Origin of the sequence: Indolivaga alginatilytica, from assembly GCF_003201355.1 — a bacterium.
GTDB classification, from domain to species: Bacteria; Bacteroidota; Bacteroidia; order Bacteroidales; family Dysgonomonadaceae; genus Dysgonomonas_A; species Dysgonomonas_A alginatilytica.
This window is the reverse complement of record NZ_QICL01000001.1, coordinates 368314-394771: the sequence shown is the minus strand read 5'-3', so window position 1 is coordinate 394771 and position 26458 is coordinate 368314. Positions and strand designations below refer to the sequence as shown.

The window sequence follows — 26458 nt, the reverse complement described above, 5'->3', positions numbered from 1 at the left end:
CTATGTTATATATACTACAGCCCGAAGATTTTCCTTCGGGCTGTTTTTATTTGCGTATTGACTGAATTGGTTTATCTTTGTTTTGTACACTTTTAAGGTCTCAGACCTTTTTATTGCTTTGGCAAGCATAACAACCAGAGATAGTTATACTGATAAAATATCGCATCAAATATTTAATGTTGCTTAACTAATACTAAAAATTGAAATTATGTTGTTCTTTTATGGAGTAGGCACATATAGGAGTAAAAAATCCCCGGTGAAAATTTATAGGAGCTGTTCCGATTGTCAGGCATATAATTCACTGTCGGTCATACCTGTTTTTAAGTATGCCCATCTTTTTTGGATACCTCTTTTTTATTGTGGAAAAGATTATATTTTGCACTGCGATTCATGTGGTTTATATTATCAGGGAGATATAACCGTTGATAAAGGCATTGCCAAAAATATAAAACCTCCGCTTTGGATGTTTTCAGGATTAATTGTGATTGTACTATTTCTTTCTTATCTTTTTTGGGATAGTAAAACCAGACCGGAGAGAAACAAGCAGCAAGCATTAGAATTGGTTGCTAACCCTCAAAAGGGAGATATTTATGAAGTGAAATTCGATGAAAAAGAATTTGGCCTTTACAAAGTTGATAGAGTCGAAAATGATTCGGTTTATTTTCTCGTTCATGATTATGCCGTAGCCAATGCTTATGAGGTATCCCAACTGGAAAAGGGTGAATATTCAGATAGTTACACAATGAAAGTAGGATATCGAAAGGATGACCTTAAAGAGATAGTCAACGAAGGGTATATACTTAAAGTCAGTAGATGAACTCTTTTTTTAAGTGTATACTATCATTGAAGCGGTTGCAGCATAGGATTAGACTACGGTTACCCAACTGGGGCTTATATTCAGTCAATTTACAGCTGTCTTTGAGACCGGAGTGACACTATAAAAAATATTCCTCTCGAACTCCCCGTATTTTGGAGAGAATCGAAAGGAATATATATAGCGTAAAAGCCTAAAAGGCGGGTTTTTGTTTGCATAAAGTAATGAAACAGTCCCCAAGTATCGGATTTAACACCCGATGCTTTTTATTTTTCGTATAGAAAGTATATTTAATATGGTATTTTGATTACTTCCTCATCAAGTTTACCTAATGTTATATTCAAAGGGAATTGAGGATCATCCGTATTGCCAATGTTGCCCGAAATCAAATAGTTTTTACCATTTTCAGGCTGAAACGTCTTGATTACCTGACTATCAATAATAACAGTTCCTTGTGATTTTCTATAATTTATTTTCAAAGTTATGTATTTATCCTCATTGATACTTGTAGGCAAACTAAAGCTTACGGTATTTTCTTTTCTAACATCTTCGAGCATTCTAAGAAGGGATATATTTACTGTAGGGGTTGTCTTTTTCGATAATTTTGACTCTATGTAGAAGCCATCATAATAAGTATCCAGAACAAGTGATAAATCTTCTGTTTCTGCTGGTACCTTGAAAGTTTTTGCGTTTTCAATCACCAATTCAATCATAGACCACATAGGTTTTAACTCGACATTTTGAGTTGATGTATTTTCTGCAACTGTTAAATCAAATGTTTCGTAATAAACAAATTGATTATTACTAAGACCGATGTTGCTTATGGTTTTAAGATAATAATCTGTATGGTAGTTTTCAGGCTTTATGATGTATAATTCTGGGTTGAGAACAGTACTATAAATTGTCGACATAATAGCTACATGATATTTACCCTCCGGCAATTCGATAGAAAGAGGAACATGAGTATCAGTTACAATTTTAGCTACGTCTTCCGCATAAAGCACCTTATTTAAAAAGACCCCTCCCGTTTCGTTGTAAAAAATGTACTGAAGCAAGTACTGACTGGGTATAGCACTTGATTTTAGAGAGCTACTTGTTAGCTTAAAGGAGCTACTTTCAACTTCAAAGTTTACTTTCTGAGTTTTTGCTTTAGCTTGAGAATCGGGATACTCATCATTAGAACATGATGCTAAAACAAATAGCGCCATCAAAAATAAAGATAATTTTTTCATAGGTTTTTAATTTAAAAGAATGTATCGATTGTGTATTTGTTAATTAGTTCAGTGTTTAAAGATATAAAATTATTTAATATAAAATAAAATAAACATAAAAATTGTTTACTCTATTACGAAACATGTTGTTAATGACTTTTATTTGAAGTGTTTTTGGGGATGTGAACTAGTATAGCTTAATAAATATCTCTTGTATTAGGTATGTCTGCTTTGGCTATTGATCAGGAACATATTTATGGTAATGTTGGTATTTTGTAAAGTAACAGTCACTCTCAGAATAACACGAAGAAGGATACTGCTTAGATTTAAAGAGGCTCTAAGAATTGACATATTCTGCCTGCAATAGAATATATCAATATACTATTTGGTACTCCCAATAGACTTTCGTTCTGTAACTTGCGAAGACAGCCATATTAAAACTGCTTTCAGTAAAACAATTGTACGCTTTTTATCGTTATTTTTGTGTAAAATAGACATATAATGAGATTAGATAAAAATAATATTCGCGATCGAATCAAAGATACGATGATGGAAACTCTGAAAATGGAGTTTATTGAAACGGACGAACCTACATTGGAAATGACCATGCCTGTCGGTAAATTTAATAGCCAAACGATGGGGGTATTGCATGGAGGAGCCACTATCGCTTTGGCCGAAACAGCAGCCGGAGTGGCTTCGAATGTTATATGTAGCGAAGATGAATCGTGTTACGGAATCCAGATCAGTGCCAATCATGTATCTTCTGCCAAGCAGGGCGAAACGGTAAAAGCAATAGCAAAAGCTATGCATATAGGCAAATCCACACACGTTTGGGTGGTGGAGATAACATCGTTGACAAATAATCGTTTGATTTCTACAGTAACGGTTACAAATTTCGTTGCCAAAAGCAGGAAGCAATAAAAAGGTCTGCGACCTCTTACATAAAGAATAATAAAATCAACTGGGTAGAGATAATCCGAAGAAACATAGTAACGGGATATACTGTTGCATAGGCTACGGCAGGCTCATCGCCTTCAACAGTTGTATTCGCATAATTCAGAGCCATTGGGTTTGCCATGCTTCCGCAAAGCATCCCGATGGTTTTTGCATAATCGAATTTCAACGCTTTTATGGCTACAGCTCCTACAATAAGTACGGGAATTACAGTTAAACCGAATCCGATCGCTATCCAGATTAATCCTTCGCCATTCATTAAAGTCTCGAAGAATTCTCCTCCCGAATCTAAGCCTAAACAAGCCAAATAGACAACTATACCCAACTGACGGAGCATCAGGTTGGCACTTTGGGTTGTATAGGTTGTAATGCGGAAGCGTGGACCGAAAGCTCCCATTAATATCCCTACAATAATAGGACCGCCTGCAATACCCAATTTTATGGGGATACTGATTCCCGGTATGGGGAAAGGTATCGCTCCAAGCAATAAACCGAGTGTAATCCCTATGAAAATAGCTATAAGGTTAGGATTCTTGAGCCTCTCCAGCTCATTACCCAATAGTTTGGCTACATTATCAACAGCTGCTTTCTCTCCTACAATAGTCAGCTTATCACCTATTTGCAGGGCAAGGTCTGGTGATGCCAGCAGGTCGATGCCTGCACGATCGATCCGTGTAATATTTATTCCGTATAAGTTTCGTAACCTGAGTGCGCCCAATTTTACGCCATTTACCTTACTACGGGTTACAATAATCCGGCGAGATACCAGATGGCTGTTGTCTATATGATTCCAGTCTATATCCTCTTTGTTCCAGTCTACCTGCTCTTGTTCTCCGAACAAAACTTCGACTAATTCGACATCCGATTTGATAGAAATAATCAACACATGATCGTTGAGTTCGAGTGTTGAGTCTGAAGCAGGAATGGTTACTTTTCCGTCTCTCCATATACGTGATATGATAAACTTACGAGGCGATAACTTCATAATATCCTTTATGGTACGTCCTAAAATAGCCGGATTGGTTACCATAAATTCGCCTACATACGTACTTTTGTCTTTCTTCTCTTTATTATCAGAGGTAGCATCTTGCGGTACAAAACATTTACGCATAAATGCGATGGCAAGGATAACACCTACGACTCCTAACGGGTAGGCAACGGCACATGCCAGAGCCATATCTGCTAATTCTTTGGTAGAGTTGGGCGAAATCTGTCTTAATGTTTGCTGTGCTGCTCCCAAAGCAGGTGTATTGGTAACTGCTCCGGATAGAATACCCATCATATTGGGCATCGATATATCGGTCGTAAAATAAATAAGGAAAGTGAGTGCTATACCTAATAACACAACTGCCATAGATAGCATATTGAGGCGGAGTCCTCCTTTTTTCAAGGATGGGAAGAATCCCGGACCAACTTGTATTCCTAAAGAGTAAACAAATATAATAAGCCCGAAGTTCTGAGCAAAATAGAGCATATCGCGATTGACTTCGAGTCCGAAATGACCTACTATTATCCCTGTAAAGAAGACGAAGGTAATACCCAATGAGATATTGAATATTTTGAGTTTCCCGAGCTGTAATCCGATAGCCGAAATTACTGAAATCAAGATTACCGTCTGTATCATCGACGGCTTAAAAATGGCATCTAATAACCAATCCATGTCTATTCTGAATACTATAAATAGTTATTGTTATATTCTTTATCTATAAGCGCCTATTGATTATAGAATTCATATAACAAACAAAGAGGCCTAAGACCTCTAATGTTCGGAGGACAAAGGTATTACTATTATCTGAATTTTGGCAATATGTAAATGAATCTTTTCTCTGCGGACGGTTTTTTATTGAAATGTTATTTCTTTTCGTCTTATTGCCGTTTTATAGTGTTAAATTGAAAATGTGATATTCTATTTCTCCTTATGTCATCGTGTCTGTGTAAATTTACAGAGGTTGGCTATTTGTTTTCTGTACTCGCTTTGGAATGTTTTTCTAAACTAATTTTGCCTATTTTTGGATCGGAATAATCCTTAATAAATCTTTTAATCTATGAAGAAAGCACTCGCTGTTCTAGGGATATTTATATCCTCTGTATCTGTTTGTTTAGCACAAGAACCCGACTTTAAGCTTGGCAGTTATATCAATCCCGATTTTAAAAGAAAAGAATTAGATTTTAATCTCAATTCGGCAGGTAGTTTTTATAGAATGTCGGATTCTAAAAATAATTATCTAAGTGGAGATTTAGGGTTGAGGTATGACTTAGTTAGTAACTCAGAGAAGGAGCAGGCGCACACTTTTGGTTCTTTTTCGGGTGGAGCAGGTTCAACAAGTGGAGAATCGAGCAATCGTCGTACTGCTTCTACCGGATTTTCTCTTACGAGAGAGGCTTTTCAATTTTTCAAGAAGAAGACATTCCTCGAAATATCTCCAAAAGTGGCTGTTAGCTATCTGTATAGCAAAGAAGAAGAGGATCATTATTATTATAATGGATCCGGTTTGGTAGCACCTTATTATAGGAAGGATAATAATTTTTCGTCAAATATATTATTAAAATTAGGAATAGGTAAAGGGCGTATAGAGGATGTGGGAGACGCTCGCCAAGCCATGTTTATATTGCAGGAATTGCAGAAAAAAAATCTATTAAAAAGAGTTTTAAGTAATGATGAGGTAAATGCTTTAACAGAGCAGATTACCTTGGTGAAGAACAAACGTTATTATGATTATCGGATACAATTGATAGATGAAATTTCTACGGTTGATTCGTTCCTTGTAGCTAATGATTTCGTAGATAAGGCAAACTCAGCATTGTATTTTACTACTATATACGATAAGTGGGTGTATGGTGATCGTGATAGACGCGAATCCGGCTCTTATATCAAAGGGGGTATTGTGCCCGAATATTCATTCAATGAAGACAGACAAGTACATAGTTTCGCGAATGGAATTTATACCGGGAGGTACAGGAATAAGAACATTAATTCTTATTATGGCGCAGCGCTGTATGTTGATTATAGATACGAGAAGCCTTTGACTTTGGCATTGCAAAGTTCTTTTAATGCGGGGTTATCGTCGGGAATATATAAGAGAAGAGATTACGAGAATAATTCGTCGTATAGAACTAACTTAAATGTAAACTATACATTGGGCTATTATCCTAATACACGTACATATGTATCAGGAGGTATTTCTCAGCTTTTATTTTGGGAAAGGGTATCATCTGATTATAATGGTTTTGCAGAAAATAAAAGCGATTGGATTACAGGTATTACTACGCTTACGGCAACAGGTTATTATTTCTTATCACCTCAATTGCGTCTGTTTGGGCGATGCGATGTTAGTTATCGTGAATATAACTGGTATCAGGGTGGTAATACTCATGACAGCTATCCTGCAACAAGCTTTCAGCTCGGGTTGTCGTATGCCATATTCTGATCATATAAAATTGCTGTAAATGTAAAAAGGCTTCCATCTGATTGGGAGCCTTTTTATGTATATCGAAATGAAATTAATTTATCTTCTGCCGCCACTTGACGATCTGCCGGAGGAAGCTGCTGCACTTGATCCTGAGCTTGATCGGGAACTGCTGCCCGAACTTGAGCTACTACTGGTGCTACTCGAAGATTCTACTCTCGGTGTAGATGTAGTAGTTGTTGAGCGAGATGAATCGCTGGTGCGACCGGAGCTTGACGATGTGCGATCGCTGCTCGAAGAACTACTGCTACTTGAAGTTGACGAGCTTGGTCTTGAATAGCTTGTTGTTGACGAACTGCTACTGCTACTACCACTTGATGCTTTACGGCTATCGCTACTATTATATGACGATTCTACTTTGGCGGGTGTAGAAGTCGATGATGTAGAAGTCGATGTACTTGGTCTTGAATAGCTGCTACTGCTACTACTTGATGAACCGGAGCTATCACTGTTATATGTTTTGCGACTAGCGGCCGAAGACGATTCTGCTCTTTTAACAGGATCTGACGGGCGTACCGAGACGGCACTGTTTCTGTCCGAAGTGTTATTCGTAGAACTTCTGTCAGGTCGGGTACCACTGTCTGCTCTTTTCTCTGTAGACCTTTTGTTAGAGGCTGCAGATGACGATGAGGCTGACGACGAACTTTCGGGACGGGTAGCGGTGCTGGGACGAGTGCTCGTTGGGCGATCGCCTGTCGGACGTTCACTTGTCGGGCGCTTTCCGTTTTGTGCCGCAGCGGATGAGCCGGGACGACTGCTTCCGGATGTACCGGGGCGGCTTTCGTCGGGTCTGCTCGGTCTCTCATTGTTATCGGGTTTAGTCGGTCTTTTATTATCGTCAGGCCTGCTTGGTTTACCGGCGTTGCCGGGTCTACCGGGTTTATCTCTGTTGCCGGGTCTGCCGTTATGAGGAGGTCTGCCCGGACGATGCCCCGGTCTGCCGCCACCGCCTACAACTATAATAGGACCGCCCATCGGAGGTAGTATTGCCGGAGGTCCCATAGCAGGGATGAATGGAATATCGTCATACAGGAATTCGTATCCGGTAAGATAGTCGTTCCAAAATTCGAGGGCAAAAACTTCGTTCTGAAAATTACGGTATTGAAGTACCTCCTGTACACCGTCTTGCGTATAATTTACAGCAAGTACTCTTTCCGGATAACCCAAAAGGTAAGCAACATCTTCTTTGCCCATTCCTACGGTTAGGTCATTCATCCTGTCCACATATTGAGTCGATCCGCAAGCTGTGAGTAAAACAGCTAAAGAAAGTATAAATAGTATCTTTTTCATATGTGTTGTGCGTTAGTTAGAAATTCTTTTCATTGTATACCTTATTAGAGTATAAGTTAGACAAAAGGTTTAATGGAATTACCAATTTGTCGCAAAGATATTATTATTCTTATTGATTTTTAGCAATTTCATTAGAATAAGGGGAGATAAAATATATAAAAAAGCACAACACAATTCCCTGTGACTCCCTTAAGGGAAGAAATAACTATCTCATATAAACAAGTTTGTAACCTGTAACTAATTATTACCATTCGCTGTATGCCATCCCGCTTTTCTGTGCGAAATTGTATTTTTCTTTGTCGAATGTAAAGAGGCAGGCCGATTTGCATCCCCATTTTTTAGAAACTTCGTCTAATTTAATGATCACACCTGTAGATAACATTTTTCGCTGAAAATTTCTCCTGTCTAATTTTCGATCCAATATTGTTTCATATATAATCCGTAAATCGGACATGGTGAATTTCTCCGGCAAAAGTTCGTATCCGATCGGAATACTGTTTATCTGCGAACGTATCGATCTGATTGCTTTCTCGATAATCCTGTTGTGATCACCATAGAGTTTTGGAATTTCATTGATATGAAACCATTCTACTTTTTCGCTTTCAGTGGAATAAATTCTTAGTTGAGAGTGATTGACCAATGCATAATACCCGATGCTGACAAACCTGTCGAGCAGCCAATGAGGCTGGTTTATTCCGGTGGCATCCAGAATTTGTTTATTTTCGTCGGGTTGTACTCTTTCCGTATCGCCAAACAGATAGAACTGCTTCAGATAAACTTCATTTAGTCCGGTTCTTTCTGATAAAATCCGATGAGCAGCATTGTTTATATTTTCATTCAAAAATACAAATCCTCCCGGAAGCATCCATTTTCGGTTGGTTTTAAACTTGTTAAGGAGAACTTTTAAGATTCCGTCATGAAATCCAAATATGGTGCAGTCGATAGAAACGCTCGGCAAAAATACATTTGCACGCTCCTTAAGCGGGGATTTATAATCCTGTGAACTTTTTGTTGTCATTGTAGTATTAGATGGTTTAAGTATTCAAATTTAAAGAGTACTTTTCAATTAACTCTATGTTTATAAATTTTTAACGAGAAATATAGAAATTATTAACTGTTTGATAGATGTGTTATATGTGTATGTTGTTTATTATGAGAATTTTGATGTTGTTTTGATGTATAGGCAAATGCGTTTTTAAGACATAAACCCGGCATAAGGAGTTATGTTAAATTATCCTTATACCGATGTGTTTACTGTCAATTTTCCACCTTTTTTATTTAGAGCCTGACATTATGCCCGAATCGTTATCCGAGTTATTAAGCCTCTTGTCTCCACCTTTAAATTGTCGTCCGAAATTCACATTGAAAGATGCTTTTATATAAACCAATTGCGTCAGATTATCGGAAAATACTTTCGATTGGGTAGGTATAAGTGCTGACCAATTCTGATCGTTTCTTTTATATGTACCTCCGAACGGGTTGAATGCTCCCAGAATAAGAGAGTAATTCTGCTTATTGTAACCGAAGCTTATAGAATGTATACGTTCTCCCGATTCGAGCGATTCGCCATAGAAATAATCCCAAGGAGTATATATCTGGAAATTGGCGACCCAGTTTTTGTAGTTTCCATCTATAGACAGACGCATATACTTATTGGTATAGGTGTGCGTATAGTTGCTGCCTTCGCTGATATAGCGGTTTATGCCGGGAGTGAAGGCTATTGTAAGGCGGTCTTTGATCGGGCGGAAACGTAGTGTAAGTTCTGCGCCCAGCTGGTGATGTGCCTTTTGATTTTCGTATGTCCTTATAAACCTTCCCTTCTCAAAAAGAATGGTTTCGGCAACAGGATTCCGTTGGTAATTGTGTTGCAGAAATAGATCGAATCCAAACATACCTTTGTCATATCCCGCAGTGATATTATTGCTATATCCCTGCGACATCTTAAGGTTGGGATTTCCTCTGCGGATTTGCAGCGAGTCTATTTCCTGCTCCACACCATTCAGGTTGGCGAGTGACGGGGTATTTCCCCAGATGTTTACCTTGTAGCGGATAAATGTTTTGTCGTTGATATTATAAGTTACACGTGCCGAGGGGCGGAACGAATATCTTTCTTCCTGTTCATCGCCTTGGCTGTAATAAGATCGTATCCCTCCGACGCTTGCCACATAATTGAATTTGCCTTTCTGAATCTGATATTCGGCATATACATAGGTTTCTGCCAGATTCATGGCAATTTCGGCTATCGTATTGCCTGTATATGCGTTTTGAGTAAATACTTGAGCGTGCTTCAAACCTGTTGTGAATTTGCCTTTGTCGTTTTTCTTTTCATAAATACCCTCAGTTATCAGCGAATATTTATCGCCTGATATGTGTGACCGAATGTCTGTGACGGGTTTTTCGTCTCTCCATTCTTCATAGAAACGATTGTTGTTAGAATTGATATACGTTCCTACCACATTCACAATTATAAGCTGGTCTTTCTTTAGATTACGTTGATAGTAAACATCTAGCGATGGTATATTTGTTTTTTCGGACGAAAGATCAGAAATAGACAGCGGTGTGCTGTTGTCGGATGTGGTTATAGTACTTCTTCTATCGGAATATAAGTTTGGTGAGTTATTGTATGCATTTCTGAAAGTTACATTCAGAAAATATTTATCAGCCTCCATCAAACTATAATTTAAAGCAAGATTCAACCTGTTGTATTTGAATAGGGTAGGTTCACCTATTTCGTTACGATGCAATGTTCTGTCGGGAAAATTAAATGTTTCGTTGTTTTCACGAGTCCATTCCAGTTTTCGGTATCCCCAGTATGCGTTTAATCCGAACTCCGATTTCCGATGGTTTACCTTAACCGATACGTTATCTTCCGAAAAACCGGTTGTTCCTATGATATTCATAAAATCGCCATGTATGTTTCCTCCCGATTCCCTGCGGCGGACAATATAATCCAATACAGCAGATGCACTGCCATAACGTGCCCCCGGATCGTCGTGATACTCGATACGGATAATATCCTCAGGGGTGATGGCTCTTATCTCTTCATTGGTGGTTAATGCTCCGTTGATCCGTAATTGAACTTCTCCTCTGCCCGAAGTTGTGATCGTATTATCTACAGGATTGATATTTATTCGGGGCAATTGCAATTGTTGCAGCAGGTCGAGTCCGTTAGTGGATGTTTTTATCTGGCTTTCGGAGGGGAATATCAATTTTCGGTCGGCTTTGTCTATTACCGACTGAGCGGTTACAGTCACTGCATTCAGGGCTACGGATGAGGGTTCGAGTGTAATATTTCCCAGATTGCTGTCTGCCGTAGGGTTGTGTACGGGAATATACGATGTCTGATATCCCATATAAGATATCGACACCAGATAATCGCCCGTAGGGTTTACAATATCGAATAATCCGTTTGCATCGGAATTGACTCCTTTGACAAAAGTAGAATCCGATTGTAACAGGGTAACATTTGCATACTCAATCGGGGCAGCATTGGTTTTATCCAGCACCTTCCCCGATATTTTTATTTGTTGTGCCGACAATGTGCTTGCCAGTGCCAGTGGAATTATAATTAAGGATAATATTCGTTTCATGCTTTATAGTTTTATTATGCCTATATGACGGATCAACTGCCTTTTTGGTTACATGGTTTGTCTGATATTTTTTTGCATGAATGTTCGGTTATGACGCTTTTTGTTGGTAAATGGTTTATTATTAAGGTTACAGACCTTTTTATTGCTTTGGCAAGCATAACAACCGGAGATAGCTATACTGATAAAACATCGCATTAAATATTAAACGTTACTTAATATGAATCAGTAGTTGAATTATCAGTATTAAACGCTCATTTTTTACTGACGCACCTCTATCGAGGTTTGTCTTTCATTTTGCCTTGATGCAAAACGAAACAAAAGATCAAGACTGTGCCTTTTGCTTTGGCCTCGATACGTGCTCCGAAAGCGAAAACAAAAAAATACTTTCTTGATTGATTTCTTTTTGTTTTTTACGCTTTCCTCTCACATCGGGTACCCCATGCAACCGCCAAGGTCGGAGAGCCTGACGGGCGTAAGCAAAGCCGACGTTTACTTCGGGGGTGAGGCATCCGTTCAACGAAGCAGTCGATAAGAATAAAATGTAAAAAGTCCGACAGGACGGCTTATTTTATTCCGACAGCAAGTTGTTAACGGATCACCACCGTAAGTGGTCGGCAAAGACTTTTTGGTTCCTTTTGCGGCTTTGGGCAAAAGGAACACAAGCAATCTTTGATTGCGCGTAGGATAAATAACTTAAAAGAGCGTTTATTACAGATAATTCTATTACTGATTAGCATTATTATCTATTTATTATGATTAAATATCACGGCTATCTATTTTTTATAGGTTTTCATTCCAGGGTTGGTAATGTGCTGTTATTGTAAATCGAATATCTAAAATTGATAATGAGCCGTGTGTCGTTTAAACTTATTGAAGCGATTATTGTTCTTTCTATATACTTCAATATATTGTATATGATTAATTTATTGTCTTATATATTTATACCGCTTATCGTTTTGCCAATCGATATAAATAAGGTTGCCGACTCATCTAAGTTCTGGTTTATTCAAAATCTTTATGATGCTTTGCTCTCTCTTGGAATAAATGTTGGGGTTGCCAACGCTATTGTTTTTACTATTGTACTTTTAGCATTGGCAGCTATTGTGTGGTTATTAAATATTGCAATAGGGCGTTTTTCGTTTTTATTTGTGAAGGATCAAAAACTGAATGTCGAATCCGGAGTTTACCGTATTTTGATGAAGCATGGTTTCTTCAAGCGTTTTTTCGTATTTATAGCCATTGGTATTGTTGTACTTAGTTGCCGTATTTTGTTTTCGGGCTTCTCAATCGGTTTAATAACCTTTGTGATGGTACTTTCGCGTTCGGTAATGATTATCTGGATTTTGCTGTTACTTTATTCGCTTCTCGATTCATGGAACACATTTTTCGAGCTGCACCCCAAAACTCAGCAAAAATCGCTTAAAGGATATATACAGCTAATGAAAATTATAGCTGCCGTAGTAGCGGTTGTATTTATTCTGGCAATTATTGTAGATAAAGAGCCATCGAATCTTATTCTCGGGTTTGGGGCTACAGCAGCCTTTATTACACTGATTTTTAAAGATACTATTCTGGGTTTTGTGGCTTCTATACAACTTTCTTTTCAGGATATGATACGCCCTGACGATTGGATCGAGATGCCTTCGAAGAATGCCGATGGAATTATTGTCGATATAAATCTAAGTTCGGTAAAGGTACAAAACTGGGACAATTCGGTCACCATGATACCTATATATGCCTTGGTTACCGATTCGTTTACCAACTGGCGGCGCATGGAGCAAGGGCCGGGACGCCTTTTTGTACGGTCGTTTAATGTGGATGCCAAGTCGGTCAAATTTGCCGGTGAATCTCTTTTGGAGTCTCTTTCCAAACATTCGGTTACGGGTGGCAACTATGCCGAATTCCTTACTTTGGCTCATGTGAGTTCGCCGGATGCGATACTTACAAATCTGGCTTTGTTCAGGGCTCATCTTGAGTTGTTTTTGCGTAGGCATCCCCAAATTAATGATCAACTGATGCTCTTTGTCCGATATCTGAATGCAATTTCGGGTCAGGGTATCGGTATCGAAATTTATGCCTTTTCGAAACAGAAAGAGGCTGCCGGTTATGATACCGTTCACCGGACTGTAATGGAATATGTGATAGCGAGTGCTTCTCTTTTTGAGATCATTCTTTTTCAATCTCCTTCAGGCGAAGATTTGCATCGCCTGGGGAAATTTAGAGACGAAAAGTTTAGTTAGGTATCTGACATTTTCTCTGCATTCTGAATATTAAGTAACGTTTAATATTTAATGTGATGTTTTATCAGTATAGCTATCTCTGGTTGTTATGCCTGCCAAAGCAATAAAAAGGTCTGTGACCTTAAATATCACTGTTATCTATTTTTTTATCTGCCGATTTGTATTGCCTTCCAAAATTGACATTGTAAGAGAGTTTTAGGTAAGGCATTTTACTTATAGAAGTACTGGTAACTTGTGATGACATGGGCACTAGTGCCGAAAATACTCTTGATCCCGATTTCCATTCTTTGGTAAACGGGTTTATTACGCCTGCCGAAATAGAGAACCGATCTGTTTTATATCCCAAGCTGACATTTTGCCAAGATTCGTTCAGATAAAGCGTCTCGCCTTCGAAATAATGAAAGCTGTTGGCAAGGAAAGCATTAAATATCCATTTTTTATAATTGGCTGTCATATCCGAATTATAATACCATCGGGTATAGGTATGTAGGTAATTATTGCCTTTATTGATAAATCTGGCTATGCCCGGTGTAAAACTGAATGTGAGGTGATCTTTGATGGGTTGTACCTGTATTCTTAATTCACCTATCAGATTGTGGAATGCTCTCTGATTATTATTTTGGTTGATAAATTTTCCGTCCTCAAAAAATATGTCATTTGCAATATTCGCATTTATATAGCGGTATCTCATCCACAGATTGAAGTCGAATATTCCTTTCTTGTATCCTCCCCAAAGTGTATTCTGATAAGTCATAAAAGGTCTGAGGTTGGGATTGCCCCGACGTATTTGCAGTGAATCTATTTCCTGTTCCACATTATTAAGATCGCCTTCGGAGGGAACCCTGTTATAAACAATTCCATTGTATTTGATATATGCGGCATCGTTTATGGTGTAAGTCATACGTAGGGTTGGGCGGAAAAGGTATTTCTCGGTCTTGCTGCCTTGCACACTATAATACATGCGTGTTGCCCCGACTCCCAGCGAAGTATTGAACTTTCCTTTTTTTAATTGGTATTCGGCATAGAGATATGTTTCGGACTGATTTACGTTTACCTGTGCTTCGCTGCTGCCCGAATAAGTGCTTTCGGTATATGTTTGTGTCTGCTTTAATCCGGTGGATAGTTTGCTGCCCGTTCCGAATGTTTTTTCATATATACCTTCTGCTACAAGTGCATATCTGTCGCTTTTGGTAAGGTTGTTTATGTCTGTATAAAGTACATCATTGCGGCTTTCCTGAAATTTGTATTCGGTTTTGCTGTACGTATATTTACCGATAACGTTTACTATTATCAGTTGCTGATTTTTCAGATCTCTCTGGAAATACAGATCGAGCATAGGGGCATTGGTTCTGTAAGCCGAATGTATGTAGACATTTACAGGTTCGGAGTCTCCCGTATAATAAGTGCTTTTTTCGTCATCAAAACCATTGGGCGTATTTCTGTAAAACTGGCGTAGGGCCGCATTAAAGAAATATTTTCCCGATTCTTGCAGGCTGTAATTGAGGTTGTTATTTATCCCTCTTGTTTTGAAAGGTATGGCTTCGCCTACACGGTTGCGGTGAATCTCTTTGTCAGGAAATATGAAAGATTGCCGGCTGTTTCGGGTAAAATCGAGATCACGATCCCATTCGTTACTATTGAAGGAGAACTCCGATTTTCGATGGTTCACCTTAGCATTGAAGGAATTATTGCCGAATCCCACAAAAGGATTATTCATTAACTCTGCATTGATACTTCCTCCTGAGCTTTTTCGTCGGGTGATAAAGTCAAGAACGGCTGCAACGTCACCATATCGTAGTCCCGGATTGTCGTGAAATTCTACTCTGATAATATCTTGGGGTATAAGTGCGAGAATTTCCGAATAGGATACTATTACACCATTGATGCGTAATTGTATCTCGCTGCCGTCCGATGTTTTGATAACATTATTGACCTGATCGATAATAACACGTGGTAACATCAGATTTTGCAGTAGGCTGATGCCGCTGATTGACGATTTTAGCTGTGCCGCGGTAGGCAGTATAACATCTTTGTCTATTTTGTGGATAATGGAATTGGCTGTAACCGTGATATCATTGAGGGCGATAGAGGCGGGATGCAGTGCTATATCGCTTACGGTTATGTCTTTTTCGGATTTCGAGAGTTCAATAACCTGTGTTTCGTATCCCAGGAAGGAAACCGACAGTAGATGGGTGTCTTTCGCAACTTGGGGGATAGCAAAAAGACCGTCGTCATTAGAAGTTACTCCTTTGATAAAGGTCGAGTCTTGTTTTAGAAGAGAAACTGTTGCGAATCCGATGGGAGTCGACTCAACGGCATCGATAATTTTTCCTGATATTTTTATCTGTTGGGCTGACAATGTGCTTGTTATTGTCGCAAGGATAGTCAAAATCGGTAATGTGTAACGCATAATTTAGGCTTATTGTTTAATAGAATGACTCTGATGAGCGTCTATTTGTTACACGGGATAGGACGGAAATTTGAAAAGTATTTCTAAATAATAGAAATTATACTATTAGAAAATGAGACTGTCCCGGAAGTGAAATATGCACACTAAATACACTGAATATGCAGATTTTGAACCTCACCCCAATCCTCTCGTGATGAGAGGGATAATGAGGGATAGTAACAAAAATTATGGCTTTGTCTTTAATCTAAAATTCTGTGTTTTCTGTGTTCTAATACTGCTTTTTACACAGCCTCCTTTTTATTTACCTACATAATAATCAAAACCGCTTTTTTGCCCCAACTTATTTAAAGCGACATAGCGTTGAGCATCAATGGAATGATTAAACCGATCGATCGGTATATTGCTTGGATTCCCGAATTCATCGGTAGTCCATCGATAATTTCGATACTCATTGATGAGGTTCGAACTGGTTTGAGTCAGATGTTTCGGGTATCGGTTCAATATTGCAAGCCCTGTTAAAATACTATCTCTGCCTTTGTTGGCAGGTTCTACATTCCATCCGCAATTGCGTATCTCCCTGATCGATTTTGGTTCGGCACTGTCGGCTATAATAGCTGTTTGCCGGGGAATGTTGCATTCCTCCAGATATTTGGCGATCATTAAATTGTCGTATCCTCTAGCGTAGAGTAATTCATTTATCCAAAGTTCGCCTTCCGATAGACGGATGTCGATTATTGCAGTGGGGTCATTGGTAAACCCAAAGTCAATACCCAGCCATCTGTGTTTGTAAGATAAGGGTAAAGAGGGGGTAATATCCCAGTTTTGCATAATAAGCCCTACCTTTGAGCCTGTTTGCCCCAAGCCATATACCTGCCACCATTCTACATCGTTTTTGCTCGATTCTATTTCTTTAATTTGCGCTTCGGACAGATATTCATTATTCAGGTAGGTCGAGTGAATCATTGTTGCTTCGGGGCGGGGAAGTACTTTTTCATCTACCCAAAATTCATAACAAGGATTGTAATCGAGAAATATGGTTTCTGTAGTACGGATTGCCAATTGACGATATGTTTCGTAAGAAATATTGATACATTCGTTTATATAAAGGATATCCCGGGCGGGGCCATGTACTTTTCCGGGCTGATCGGCTGAGAAAAATTCTATGTATGAATTTTTTACCTTATATATTTTATCTGTGGCATTCCACGATTTGAGATCCCATTTCCCTTCTTGGCGGAGCATGTTCTCAAAGTCCCGCATACACCCTTTCTTGAGGTGGGGCATTGATTCGGATACTATGGATATGAGGCGTGGGGCATCCGACCATTCGGCAATCATGTATAGTAATTGCAGTATGCTCCATGTTTTGGACGAACGAGTCGATCCTTTATTGACTATTACTCTCCGCCCTTCGTTATAGGCTTCGAGGTTGCGGCTAAATACGGAAGTTCCTTTCACAGTGGTTTTTGTATATAGATAAAAAAAGCGCGGACTATAGTGTCCGTGCTTTTGCTTTAGTTCTCTACGAATAAAAAAACTTGTTTATCTTTTCAGCATTACTTTTTCGGATGTTCTGTTTTGTCCGTCAGATTTCTCGATGATATAAATTCCATCGGTTAATACGGTTGATTTTATGTCGAAGCTGCCATTTACCGCATTATCTGAATATACTAATACGCCTGACAGGTTGTATATTTTTACGGATTTGATTTCGGACATCACTTCTATGATCTGATCATCAAGAGCTGCTGATCTTACGCCATAACCTCCCGGAATTACTGATCCTGACCAAGAAATATATTTCCAATAAGACCATCCACATTTATTCTTTGCTCTAATCTTAAACATTATATTGTTATATGTGTTTGGTGTTGATTTAAATGTCGCTACCCGACCTAAACTACCTATACGATCGGCTGTCGGATTAGATGTTACTCCGTTCCCTGTTGTGAAAATAGGGCTTCCTGAATTGTTTTGCCACTCAATATTTGATATATTTCCAGATAAGTCAACCCCATATCCATCTATCACTAAAGTCGTAAACTCACTGAATGTAAGAAGTCTACTTACATCTACATAGGTGGAGTTTAGTGACGATTCATCCATTGCGTATGTTATTGATATTTTTGGGGTTCCAATCCATACATCCGAAGATTGCAAGTCATAAACTTTTCCTTTGTCATTCACTTTTGCTTTTACTGTTCCAGAGCCATTTCCAGATGCTTTAAATGTTGCATATTCGCCTGAAGCTGAAATTAATGACATATTATCTCCAGATTGCCATGTGATGTCAGACAGATTACCTATAAAATTTTCAATACGGTATCCTACGGTTTCTCCAGCATATACAACTTTCTCAGAGGTACTACGCACAATCATTGGAGCACCATCTATGGGGAAATTCCATGTGTGAGTGTATTTGTGATAATAAAAGAATTGTTCGTAGAAATATGTAACCATAGTAACGGATGCCCGGGTTGATCCGATAATTGGTTTAGGAATCAAAGTGATGGTGCCTTTATCCCTTCTTACTTCGGTAAATTGACTTTGATCATATTTCCATTCCTTTATTTCATAAACTAAAGGCATATTTACATAACCTAAGGTTATTTCTTCTCCTGAGATAATTTTTGAGGGAAGAGGCCGTAGATCTCTTGTAGTACCATCTCCTTCTGTACTGATTCCTGTATGTGTAACTTCTAAGGATAATTTCAAAATATCTCCGGAAAATCTAATAATTTTGCTTTCATCAGGATTATTTATGGATAGACACATTAAGCCTCCTGCTGAATTTTTAATTAATGATTTTAGAGCGTCACTTGTAAGATTCAGGCTTGTCCCTGAATTTGGAAAATTTGCAGAAATAATTGGACTACCTGTTAAACCTTTTAAACTGTACCAAGTTGATTCGTCTGCATTAGTTAATATATTCGATGATTTTATTATAATACTCCCGTTAAAATTGGAATCGCTCCCTGTAGTGGTTAATTTTAGAATTGCTGATGTTATATCAGCCTTTTTGGGTATAGATCCCAGATCAAACTCTAAATACACCCTTCCACTTATATTTTTAGAATTATCCAGACCAACAAAAAAGGAGGAATAATTATCTTTAAGGGACTGTTTTGTATATGTATTGGAATTTTTTGTTATTCCCACAAAAGAAGCATGAGGGGATATTATAATTTTACTTTGAGCTAAAGTTGTCAAAGAGGATAAACAACTCAAGAATATAGCCATTAAAAATAAGATTTTCTTCATAGTTCAATTTCTTTAGATTTATAAAATTTCTGTTTTGTAAACATAAAGAAATTGTTTATATAAGGACTTAATTTTTTTATCCAAAAAATATAATATTTGCACTCTGAAAAATATAATGCTTACACTCTGAAAATATCGATTTTTAATCAGATGAATTTGTATAATCTTGTTTGTCATAGCTCCCATACTTGTTTTATTTTGAAAAAAAAGATTGTTTTCTCTTTGTGATTAAGATATTAGAGACTGATTTATTCTCAGATAATTTATTATAAATCAATATTTATCCAGTTTTTACTATATGTTAAGACCATAACTATGCTACGAAGCAATATTTTCAGTATTTTTACCGTTTAATATATCGAACAATACATATTACTCTGAAGCCAACTAACAATTCTTCTAAAAAAGATGAAGCGAAAGAAAAAAAAGATTTATATCATAATAAATCCTGTTTCGGGAACGAAATCTAAAAAAGGATTACCTGAGAAGACGATGATGCTCGATCCTCATGACTTTGATGTGCATATGTTTATGACGGGTTACGAAGGGCATGCTTCGCAAATTGCCAGAGATGCTGTGGATAATAACATCGATTATGTAATAGCTGTCGGTGGTGATGGAACTATCAATGAGGTAGCCAGAGTGTTGGTAGATACAGACGTTATATTCGGTATTATACCCAGTGGATCGGGAAACGGACTGGCTCGCGATTTGCATATTCCGATGGATCATAAAAAGGCGATCGAGATTATCAAACAAAACAATGTAAAGCAGATAGACTACGGAATTGCAAATGATAATATTTTCTTTTGCACATGCGGTGTAGGTTTCGATGCGGAGGTGAGTGAAAAAGTACTGAATCAATCGAGCCGGGGTAAACTGATGTATGCCAAGAGTATGATTGATGTTTTTTATAATTTCAAACCTCAAAAATATAAAGTTACTACTTCCGATACTACTTTTAACGAGGAAGCGTTTCTTGTAACATGTGCTAATGCTTCTCAATACGGCAATGACAGTTTTATAGCTCCTCATGCCGATATTCAGGACGGAAAGATGAATATTGCAATACTAAAACCCTTGTCGGTATTGAATGTTCCTCAGACGGCTATTCAGTTGATGTCAAAAAATATAGAAAATAATTCGAAACTTGTTGAGATAATTACCTCTGAGGTGTTAATTGAACGCGAAAAAGAAGGAGTTATGCACCTTGACGGAAGTGCCATACAAACCGGTAAAGAAATATCTGTCAGGATTGTAAATAAAGGGCTCAATGTTTTGGTGCCTTTGGAAGTACCTAAAACAGGATTTAATGCTCAGTCTTTTTTTACTAATATCACACGTTGGATATAAAAGTGGGCCTATTTGAGGGTATATCAAAATAAATTCAGCATACATAATACTCTGACAGTTCAGATTTTGTGTTTTTGTAAATTGCTGTTAAATAGTGGGATGTGAAATTTAACTCTGTATTCTCTGTTGTTTCAGTGTAATTTGTGACCTATTCAGCCCCTATACCAAAGCAATAAAATGGACTAAGATCTTAATTGATTCGTTAAAAAGTAAATTCCCATATATTTTTACTATTTTTGTATCTTGTAATACTTCTATAGCTGATTTTTTTAACGGTTGGTTTTGATTAAGGTTTCAGACCTTTTTTACTCCTTTAGTAAGCATAGCAGCCATATTCGATTACAATTGGAAAGTTTATCATTAGAAATACTTTCCATTTATTTAATTATTCTTTATTTTGAATATCCGGTATAAATAAATAAGAAATAAAATGATTTCAGATAAAAAAGTAGTAGTTGTACTCCCTGCGTATAATGCTGCAAAGACTTTGCCTCAAACTTATAACGAGATCCCCTTTAGTATTGTTGACGAAGTTATCTTAGTAGATGACAATAGCCCGGATGATACCGTTTCCGTTGCTAAAAGTATAGGGATCAAACATATCGTGAAGCATGATAAGAATAAAGGATATGGTGGTAATCAGAAAACCTGTTATAACAAGGCACTTGATTTGGGTGCTGATATAGTGGTTATGCTTCATCCCGATTATCAATATACCCCGAAGCTAATCGAGTCGATGTGCTATCTGATAGCTAACGATGTATATCCCGTAGTAATAGGTTCGCGCATATTAGGTAAGGGTGCACTAAGAGGAGGTATGCCTTTGTACAAATATGTGGCAAATAGATTCCTTACCTTCTTCCAGAATTTACTGATGAGCCAAAAGCTATCGGAATACCATACAGGATATAGAGCATACAGTGGAGAGGTGTTGAGAAGTATTAATTATAATATTAATTCGGACGATTTTATCTTTGATAATCAGTTTATTGCCCAAATTTTCAATAAGGGATATGAAATTGCGGAAATAACATGTCCTACCAAATATTTCGAAGAAGCATCTTCTATCAACTTTGTCAGAAGTTCTAAATATGGGCTGGGTGTATTGAAAGTATCTTTATTGTATTTTCTGCATCGTAATACTTTCTTTAAATATCGAATTTTAGATAAATCGTAAGTCGAATACACCGAATAAATTATGACTGTGCAAACATCTTCAATAATGAGTAAGCAGAGACTATTTCTGATTATCAGTTTTTTGGTTCTGTTCCTTGGGTTTTATAGTAATTTGTGGAATGCTGCCCGAACTGAGGCTTTTGGTTGGTTTGACGAATTTTCGGAATGTTTGGCTATCGGTAAAATAGCCCGATCCGAAAAGGAAGGAATTCTTTCGCACGGAGGTTTGCCCGGTGTTAATTATGATGCAACGAAGGTTCCTGCAAACTCGGATATCTGGTTTGAGGTTTATCTGGAGCAAAGACCCGATTATTTGAGTGGAAATATTCCTGATAGCTACGATGTATACAAAAGCCAGACTGGTGGACAACTGATCTTTTTCAGTATCGTACAGAAAGTACTGCCTTTTGACAATAGTATACGGCTTCAAATATTCCATTTTATAAATGCCATATTGTCGGCATTGTGTTTCACCTTATTTGTGGGGTGGGTATTTCGTAATTTTGGTTCTATTTCTGCTGTTTTGGTTTTGTTTCTGGTTACAATGTCGAGCTGGATAACTCTTTTCGGACACAGTTTATGGTGGAGTTTGTGGGGTTCTTATATCCCATTTATAACCATGTTACTTGTACTCGAATATAGTAACAAGGTGAAAAAGTTAACTTCCAATAGAATATTATTATACCTATTCTTATCGGTATTTGCGAAGTGCGTTTTCAATGGCTATGAATTTATTTCTACCGCCCTTGTAGCAGCTATGTGTCCGGTAATTTTTTACGCATTTCTGGAAAGGCAAAAACTAAAATCATTTATATCTTTTTTCATCAAAGCAAGTGTAACATGTATTGTTGCTGTTGTGTTGCAGATAATGATGCTTATAGTACAAATAAAGTCGGTAACAGGCAGTTTTGCTGTAGCGATCGATTATATAATAACATCCTACACCCGAAGATCTTTTAGTGCCGATGATAAATTTGCTCATTATGCCTATTCCTTTATTTTTAAAAGATACCTGAAGGGTAATGCATTTAATTCTGATTTCTTGTCTCAGTATTCCATCGTTATTTACTTTGCCTATGTTATTATGGCTGTTGTTATAATGGCAGCAGTTGTATACTATTTGAGTAGAGGATTGGATGAGGTTCGTAAGCGTCTCAATATAACTTTATTAGTAACGGTAGCCGTGTCGTCCGTGGCTCCGCTGTCTTGGTTTGTTATATTTAAACAACATTCGGCCAATCACTTCCATCTCGATTATATTGTTTGGTATATGCCGTTTCTTTTGCTGGGCTTTATTGTTATCGGAGAAGGAATCTCTCTGATTCTTAATAAGCTTGGTTTATATAAGTAATGTAAAATATTTAATGTGATATTTCAAAGTTATAACTGCCTATAGTTGATTTACTTGCCAAAGCAATAAAAAGGTCTGCGACCTTAAAAGAGGGCTTGTGGCTGCAAATATCACTCACGATAAATAATCAGATTAGAGGATATGAAGTATATTCTGGTTCTTATGCTTGGAGTTTTCTGTTCTTTTCTGAAAGCTCAGGAAGTTACCGATTCGTCGATGCTTATCAAAATAAATGATATGCTCAATTTCTATGATTTTGAGGAAATGAGGAGTTTTATTTTGAAGAATGGCGATCGAAAAACATACTGTCCCAATTATACAGATAATCCTCATTATGAAATGAACAGTGATAATCTGGAAATATACATGAATCCTTCGAGTGGTACAGAATCGAAACCTAAGGACTTGGATTACACTATCATGTATATTGTCTCGAATGCAGGTGATACCCCGTTTAACTACTATTTGTACCTGACAAATAAGCGAGATGTGTATTTATACGACTACAATAAATACCTGTCGGAAGAATCGGTTCGCAAAAGTATCCTTGCGCAGCTCAATTCTATTCTGATAAGTATGAAAAAGGAAATGAAACTTCTCGATTGATTCCCAATCCCATTCTAACTATTTTTTGATGTTGCATAACATATGTTAACTCAGAGCTGATGCACACTATGAGGTTTGCCTGACTTTGGTATGTTTTTTATTCTCATGATGTTAGATGGTGTTTATCTGACATAAATAGAATCTAATATCAATGGTGCTTGTTCTTATCTTCTACTTTAACAGGCGATTAATAAGTCTGGTTTTGTTTATTGCTTGCTTATCTTTGAATAATATACTATTTTTGTTACTATCTGTATGGTATAGATTTAATAGTATATGCCGTATGAATTGGCAATGATCAATTGTTAACTATGAAGAAAATTTTACAAATACTGCCTATACAATTTATTCTGCCCCTCTTTATTATCGGAGGTGTTTTGGCCGGATTGGGGGCATATACCATCTATATGTCACGGGCTCATTCATATCTTTCCGATAAGCCTGAAGCTTGCATCAATTGCCATATTATGACTCCTTATTATGCCACTTGGCAACATAGTGTGCATGCTCAATGGGCAACTTGCAACGATTGCCATGTTCCACATGATAATGTATTGAATAAATATGCCTTTAAAGCTAAAGACGGATTGTATCACGCTGCTGTATTTACTTTGAGAAAAGAACCGATTGCTATTCGCCCCCGTGAAGAAAGCTATAAGGTGATTATGGATAATTGCATAAGATGCCACACGGATTTAAATACCGCCATGGTTAAAACCGGCTTGAAGTGTTACAAGGATGTACAGGAAGGTAATGCGAAAGCTTGCTGGGATTGCCATCGAGATGTTGTACACGGCACTATGAGCAGTATTGTTTCGGCTCCGAATGCTTTGGTACCTCTGCCAAAATCGCCCGTTCCGGAGTGGTTAAAAAAACAAATGAAGAAAAATAACTAAAAAACTGTATAAAGCCATGCTACGAAAATTATCAGAAGCCATAAGAAAGAAACCTGTAATCGGATGGGGATTGTTCCTCGCCGTGATGGTTGGAGTTTTCTTGTTAGGACTATTGGCAGCATCTATAACGGAACGTCGTGCCGAGATTGCAACTTTATTCAATAATAAGAAAGTGGATATACAAGGAATAGAAGCCCGCAATGAAATATGGGGTGAGAATTATCCCCGTGAATATGAGACGTGGAAAAAGACTCAAAACATGGATTTCAAGAGTAAGCACCTAGGCAATATGCCCGAAGATGTTTTGGAAAGCCGTCCCGAGATGGTTGTCCTTTGGGCAGGATATGCTTTTTCGCAAGATTACTCTGCTCCAAGAGGTCATATGCATGCCATTGAGGATATTACAAATACATTGCGTACGGGTTGTCCTGAGAATCCGGGTGATGGACCTCAGCCTGCTACCTGCTGGACTTGTAAGAGTCCCGATGTGCCTCGTATGATGAATGAAATGGGAATCGAGAATTTCTATAAAGCGAAATGGGGTGATTTAGGAGCTGAGATTGTAAATCCTATCGGTTGTGCCGATTGTCACGATCCTGTAACTATGAATCTTACGATTACACGTCCGTCTTTGATTCAGGCTTTCGAGCGTCAGGGCAAAGATGTGAAAAATGCCACTATGCAGGAGATGCGTTCATTGGTATGTGCACAGTGCCATGTCGAATATTATTTCAAAGGAGACGGTAAAGAGCTTACTTTTCCTTGGGATGAGGGTATGACAGTAGAAAAGATGGAAGAGTATTACGATAAAGCCGAATTTTCGGATTGGACTCATGCGTTGAGCAGAGCCCCGATGTTGAAAGCTCAGCATCCCGACTATGAAACTTTCCTGATGGGACCGCACGCTCAACGCGGATTGTCGTGTGCCGATTGCCATATGCCATACAAGGCTGAGGGTGGTATCAAATATTCGGATCATCAGATTATGAGTCCGTTAAAGAATGTTGCAGGTACTTGTCAGACTTGCCACAAAGACAGCGAAGAGCAACTTCGTAACTATGTTTACGAATATCAGGATAAAGCATTGGAGATACGTGATCGTATCGAAACCGAACTGGCGAAAACGCACATAATGGCAAAAGCAGCTTGGGATAAGGGTGCAAGCGAATCTCAAATGAAAAAATCATTGGATTTGATTCGTCAGGCACAATGGCGTTGGGATTTTTCGGTAGCATCTCACGGAGCATCTTTTCATGCACCTGTTGAAACGCAACGAATTTTGGCACATAGCTTGGACAGAACGATGCAAGCTCAGTTGGAGCTTCAAAAAGTGTTGTTTGCACAAGGTGTTGTTGATGTACAGATGCCCGATATTTCGAGTAAAGACAAAGCGCAGGCTTATATCGGTCTTGACATGAAAACATTGAAAGACAATAAAAAGAAGTGGATCGAAACTGTTGTGCCAAAGTGGATCGAAAAAGCAAAAGCCAATAAACGTCTGATAGCAAAGAGCTGATCAAGATAAAGATTTTTCAAAAAGTACCTGTTTTAGTAGATCAGGTACTTTTTTATTGTAAATGCAAATCGGTAGTCGGGTTGTTTTATCTATATGTAAATTAGTTACTTGCAGGGGGGATTGTATACACCCGATTCATAAGAAGTCGTTCGAAAAACAGGCATATATGCAATACATCCTTATAATGAAAAAGTAACATCAATAGATAGAAAATAAAGATTGAAAAAACTGTTACTTTTGTCACTTTTGTTACCTTTTTGATGATTGTTTGCTGATTAACAGTTGTTTAGTGAAATGTCAAAAGTGACACTTTTTAGTCACCT

20 protein-coding genes are annotated in these 26458 nt (G+C 37.9%); 11 read left to right on the top strand and 9 right to left on the bottom strand.

The features are described 5' to 3' along the window. Positions 1-256: 256 nt before the first annotated feature. Positions 257-817 carry a zinc-ribbon domain-containing protein gene (locus CLV62_RS01745; protein WP_170119992.1) on the top strand — a complete coding sequence of 187 codons (561 nt, stop codon included), beginning with the start codon at positions 257-259 and terminating at the stop codon, positions 815-817. A gap of 287 nt (positions 818-1104) precedes the next feature. Here the strand turns inward: CLV62_RS01745 and CLV62_RS01740 are convergent, their stop codons facing one another. Further along, positions 1105-2046 carry a hypothetical protein gene (locus CLV62_RS01740; protein WP_110309053.1) on the bottom strand — a complete coding sequence of 314 codons (942 nt, stop codon included), beginning with the start codon at positions 2044-2046 and terminating at the stop codon, positions 1105-1107. 480 nt (positions 2047-2526) lie between these two features. Here CLV62_RS01740 and CLV62_RS01735 point away from each other — a divergent pair, with 480 nt between their 5' ends. Beyond that, positions 2527-2946 carry a PaaI family thioesterase gene (locus tag CLV62_RS01735; RefSeq protein WP_110309052.1) on the top strand — a complete coding sequence of 140 codons (420 nt, stop codon included), beginning with the start codon at positions 2527-2529 and terminating at the stop codon, positions 2944-2946. A 16-nt stretch (positions 2947-2962) separates the two neighbouring features. Here the strand turns inward: CLV62_RS01735 and CLV62_RS01730 are convergent, their stop codons facing one another. After that, the gene (locus CLV62_RS01730; RefSeq protein WP_110309051.1) at positions 2963-4639 is read right to left on the bottom strand and encodes a putative transporter; all 1677 of its coding nucleotides are present in this window, start codon (positions 4637-4639) and stop codon (positions 2963-2965) included. Positions 4640-5024: 385 nt separating this feature from the next. Here CLV62_RS01730 and CLV62_RS01725 point away from each other — a divergent pair, with 385 nt between their 5' ends. Next, a complete protein-coding gene (locus CLV62_RS01725) occupies positions 5025-6407 on the top strand; it encodes a hypothetical protein (protein WP_110309050.1) in 1383 nt (460 codons plus the stop codon). Positions 6408-6485: 78 nt separating this feature from the next. Here CLV62_RS01725 and CLV62_RS21455 read toward each other — a convergent pair whose 3' ends face one another. From CLV62_RS21455 to CLV62_RS01705, 3 genes are all read right to left on the bottom strand, one after another. Beyond that, positions 6486-7736 (bottom strand): membrane lipoprotein lipid attachment site-containing protein, encoded by a 1251-nt coding sequence (locus CLV62_RS21455; protein WP_146212675.1) that lies wholly within the window; start codon positions 7734-7736, stop codon positions 6486-6488. A gap of 244 nt (positions 7737-7980) precedes the next feature. Beyond that, a complete protein-coding gene (locus tag CLV62_RS01710) occupies positions 7981-8754 on the bottom strand; it encodes an NUDIX hydrolase (protein WP_110309047.1) in 774 nt (257 codons plus the stop codon). A gap of 256 nt (positions 8755-9010) precedes the next feature. Then, entirely contained in the window at positions 9011-11326 is a 2316-nt protein-coding gene (locus tag CLV62_RS01705; RefSeq protein ID WP_110309046.1) for a TonB-dependent receptor, read from the bottom strand. A gap of 24 nt (positions 11327-11350) precedes the next feature. Between CLV62_RS01705 and CLV62_RS21635 the strand changes: the two genes are divergently transcribed. Next, entirely contained in the window at positions 11351-11524 is a 174-nt protein-coding gene (locus CLV62_RS21635) for a hypothetical protein (RefSeq protein ID WP_170119991.1), read from the top strand. A gap of 124 nt (positions 11525-11648) precedes the next feature. Here CLV62_RS21635 and CLV62_RS21450 read toward each other — a convergent pair whose 3' ends face one another. Beyond that, entirely contained in the window at positions 11649-11843 is a 195-nt protein-coding gene (locus CLV62_RS21450) for a hypothetical protein (protein WP_146212674.1), read from the bottom strand. A 397-nt stretch (positions 11844-12240) separates the two neighbouring features. Here CLV62_RS21450 and CLV62_RS01700 point away from each other — a divergent pair, with 397 nt between their 5' ends. Then, on the top strand, positions 12241-13566 hold the full coding sequence (locus CLV62_RS01700) for a mechanosensitive ion channel family protein (RefSeq protein WP_170119990.1): 1326 nt from the start codon (positions 12241-12243) through the stop codon (positions 13564-13566). A gap of 121 nt (positions 13567-13687) precedes the next feature. On the opposite strand, the gene CLV62_RS01695 is transcribed toward CLV62_RS01700, so the two are convergent. From CLV62_RS01695 to CLV62_RS01685, 3 genes are all read right to left on the bottom strand, one after another. Then, entirely contained in the window at positions 13688-15976 is a 2289-nt protein-coding gene (locus CLV62_RS01695) for a TonB-dependent receptor (protein ID WP_110309044.1), read from the bottom strand. Between the two features lie 297 nt (positions 15977-16273). Further along, positions 16274-17434, bottom strand: a complete 1161-nt coding sequence (locus CLV62_RS01690; protein WP_110309043.1) for a PBSX family phage terminase large subunit — start codon at positions 17432-17434, stop codon at positions 16274-16276. 84 nt (positions 17435-17518) lie between these two features. After that, complete coding sequence (locus tag CLV62_RS01685) at positions 17519-19237, bottom strand: T9SS type A sorting domain-containing protein (protein WP_110309042.1); 1719 nt, start codon at positions 19235-19237, stop codon at positions 17519-17521. Positions 19238-19645: 408 nt separating this feature from the next. Between CLV62_RS01685 and CLV62_RS01680 the strand changes: the two genes are divergently transcribed. The 6 genes from CLV62_RS01680 (at position 19646) to nrfA (ending at position 26135) form a co-directional block, all read left to right on the top strand. Next, on the top strand, positions 19646-20590 hold the full coding sequence (locus CLV62_RS01680; protein ID WP_110309041.1) for a diacylglycerol/lipid kinase family protein: 945 nt from the start codon (positions 19646-19648) through the stop codon (positions 20588-20590). 430 nt (positions 20591-21020) lie between these two features. After that, a complete protein-coding gene (locus CLV62_RS01675) occupies positions 21021-21767 on the top strand; it encodes a glycosyltransferase family 2 protein (RefSeq protein WP_110309040.1) in 747 nt (248 codons plus the stop codon). Positions 21768-21812: 45 nt separating this feature from the next. Then, the gene (locus tag CLV62_RS01670) at positions 21813-23117 is read left to right on the top strand and encodes a hypothetical protein (RefSeq protein ID WP_146212673.1); all 1305 of its coding nucleotides are present in this window, start codon (positions 21813-21815) and stop codon (positions 23115-23117) included. 141 nt (positions 23118-23258) lie between these two features. Further along, positions 23259-23723 (top strand): hypothetical protein, encoded by a 465-nt coding sequence (locus CLV62_RS01665; RefSeq protein ID WP_110309038.1) that lies wholly within the window; start codon positions 23259-23261, stop codon positions 23721-23723. 311 nt (positions 23724-24034) lie between these two features. Continuing rightward, positions 24035-24619, top strand: a complete 585-nt coding sequence (gene nrfH / locus CLV62_RS01660; protein ID WP_110309037.1) for a cytochrome c nitrite reductase small subunit — start codon at positions 24035-24037, stop codon at positions 24617-24619. A gap of 16 nt (positions 24620-24635) precedes the next feature. Beyond that, positions 24636-26135, top strand: a complete 1500-nt coding sequence (nrfA, locus tag CLV62_RS01655) for an ammonia-forming cytochrome c nitrite reductase (protein WP_110309036.1) — start codon at positions 24636-24638, stop codon at positions 26133-26135. Positions 26136-26458: the final 323 nt, after the last annotated feature.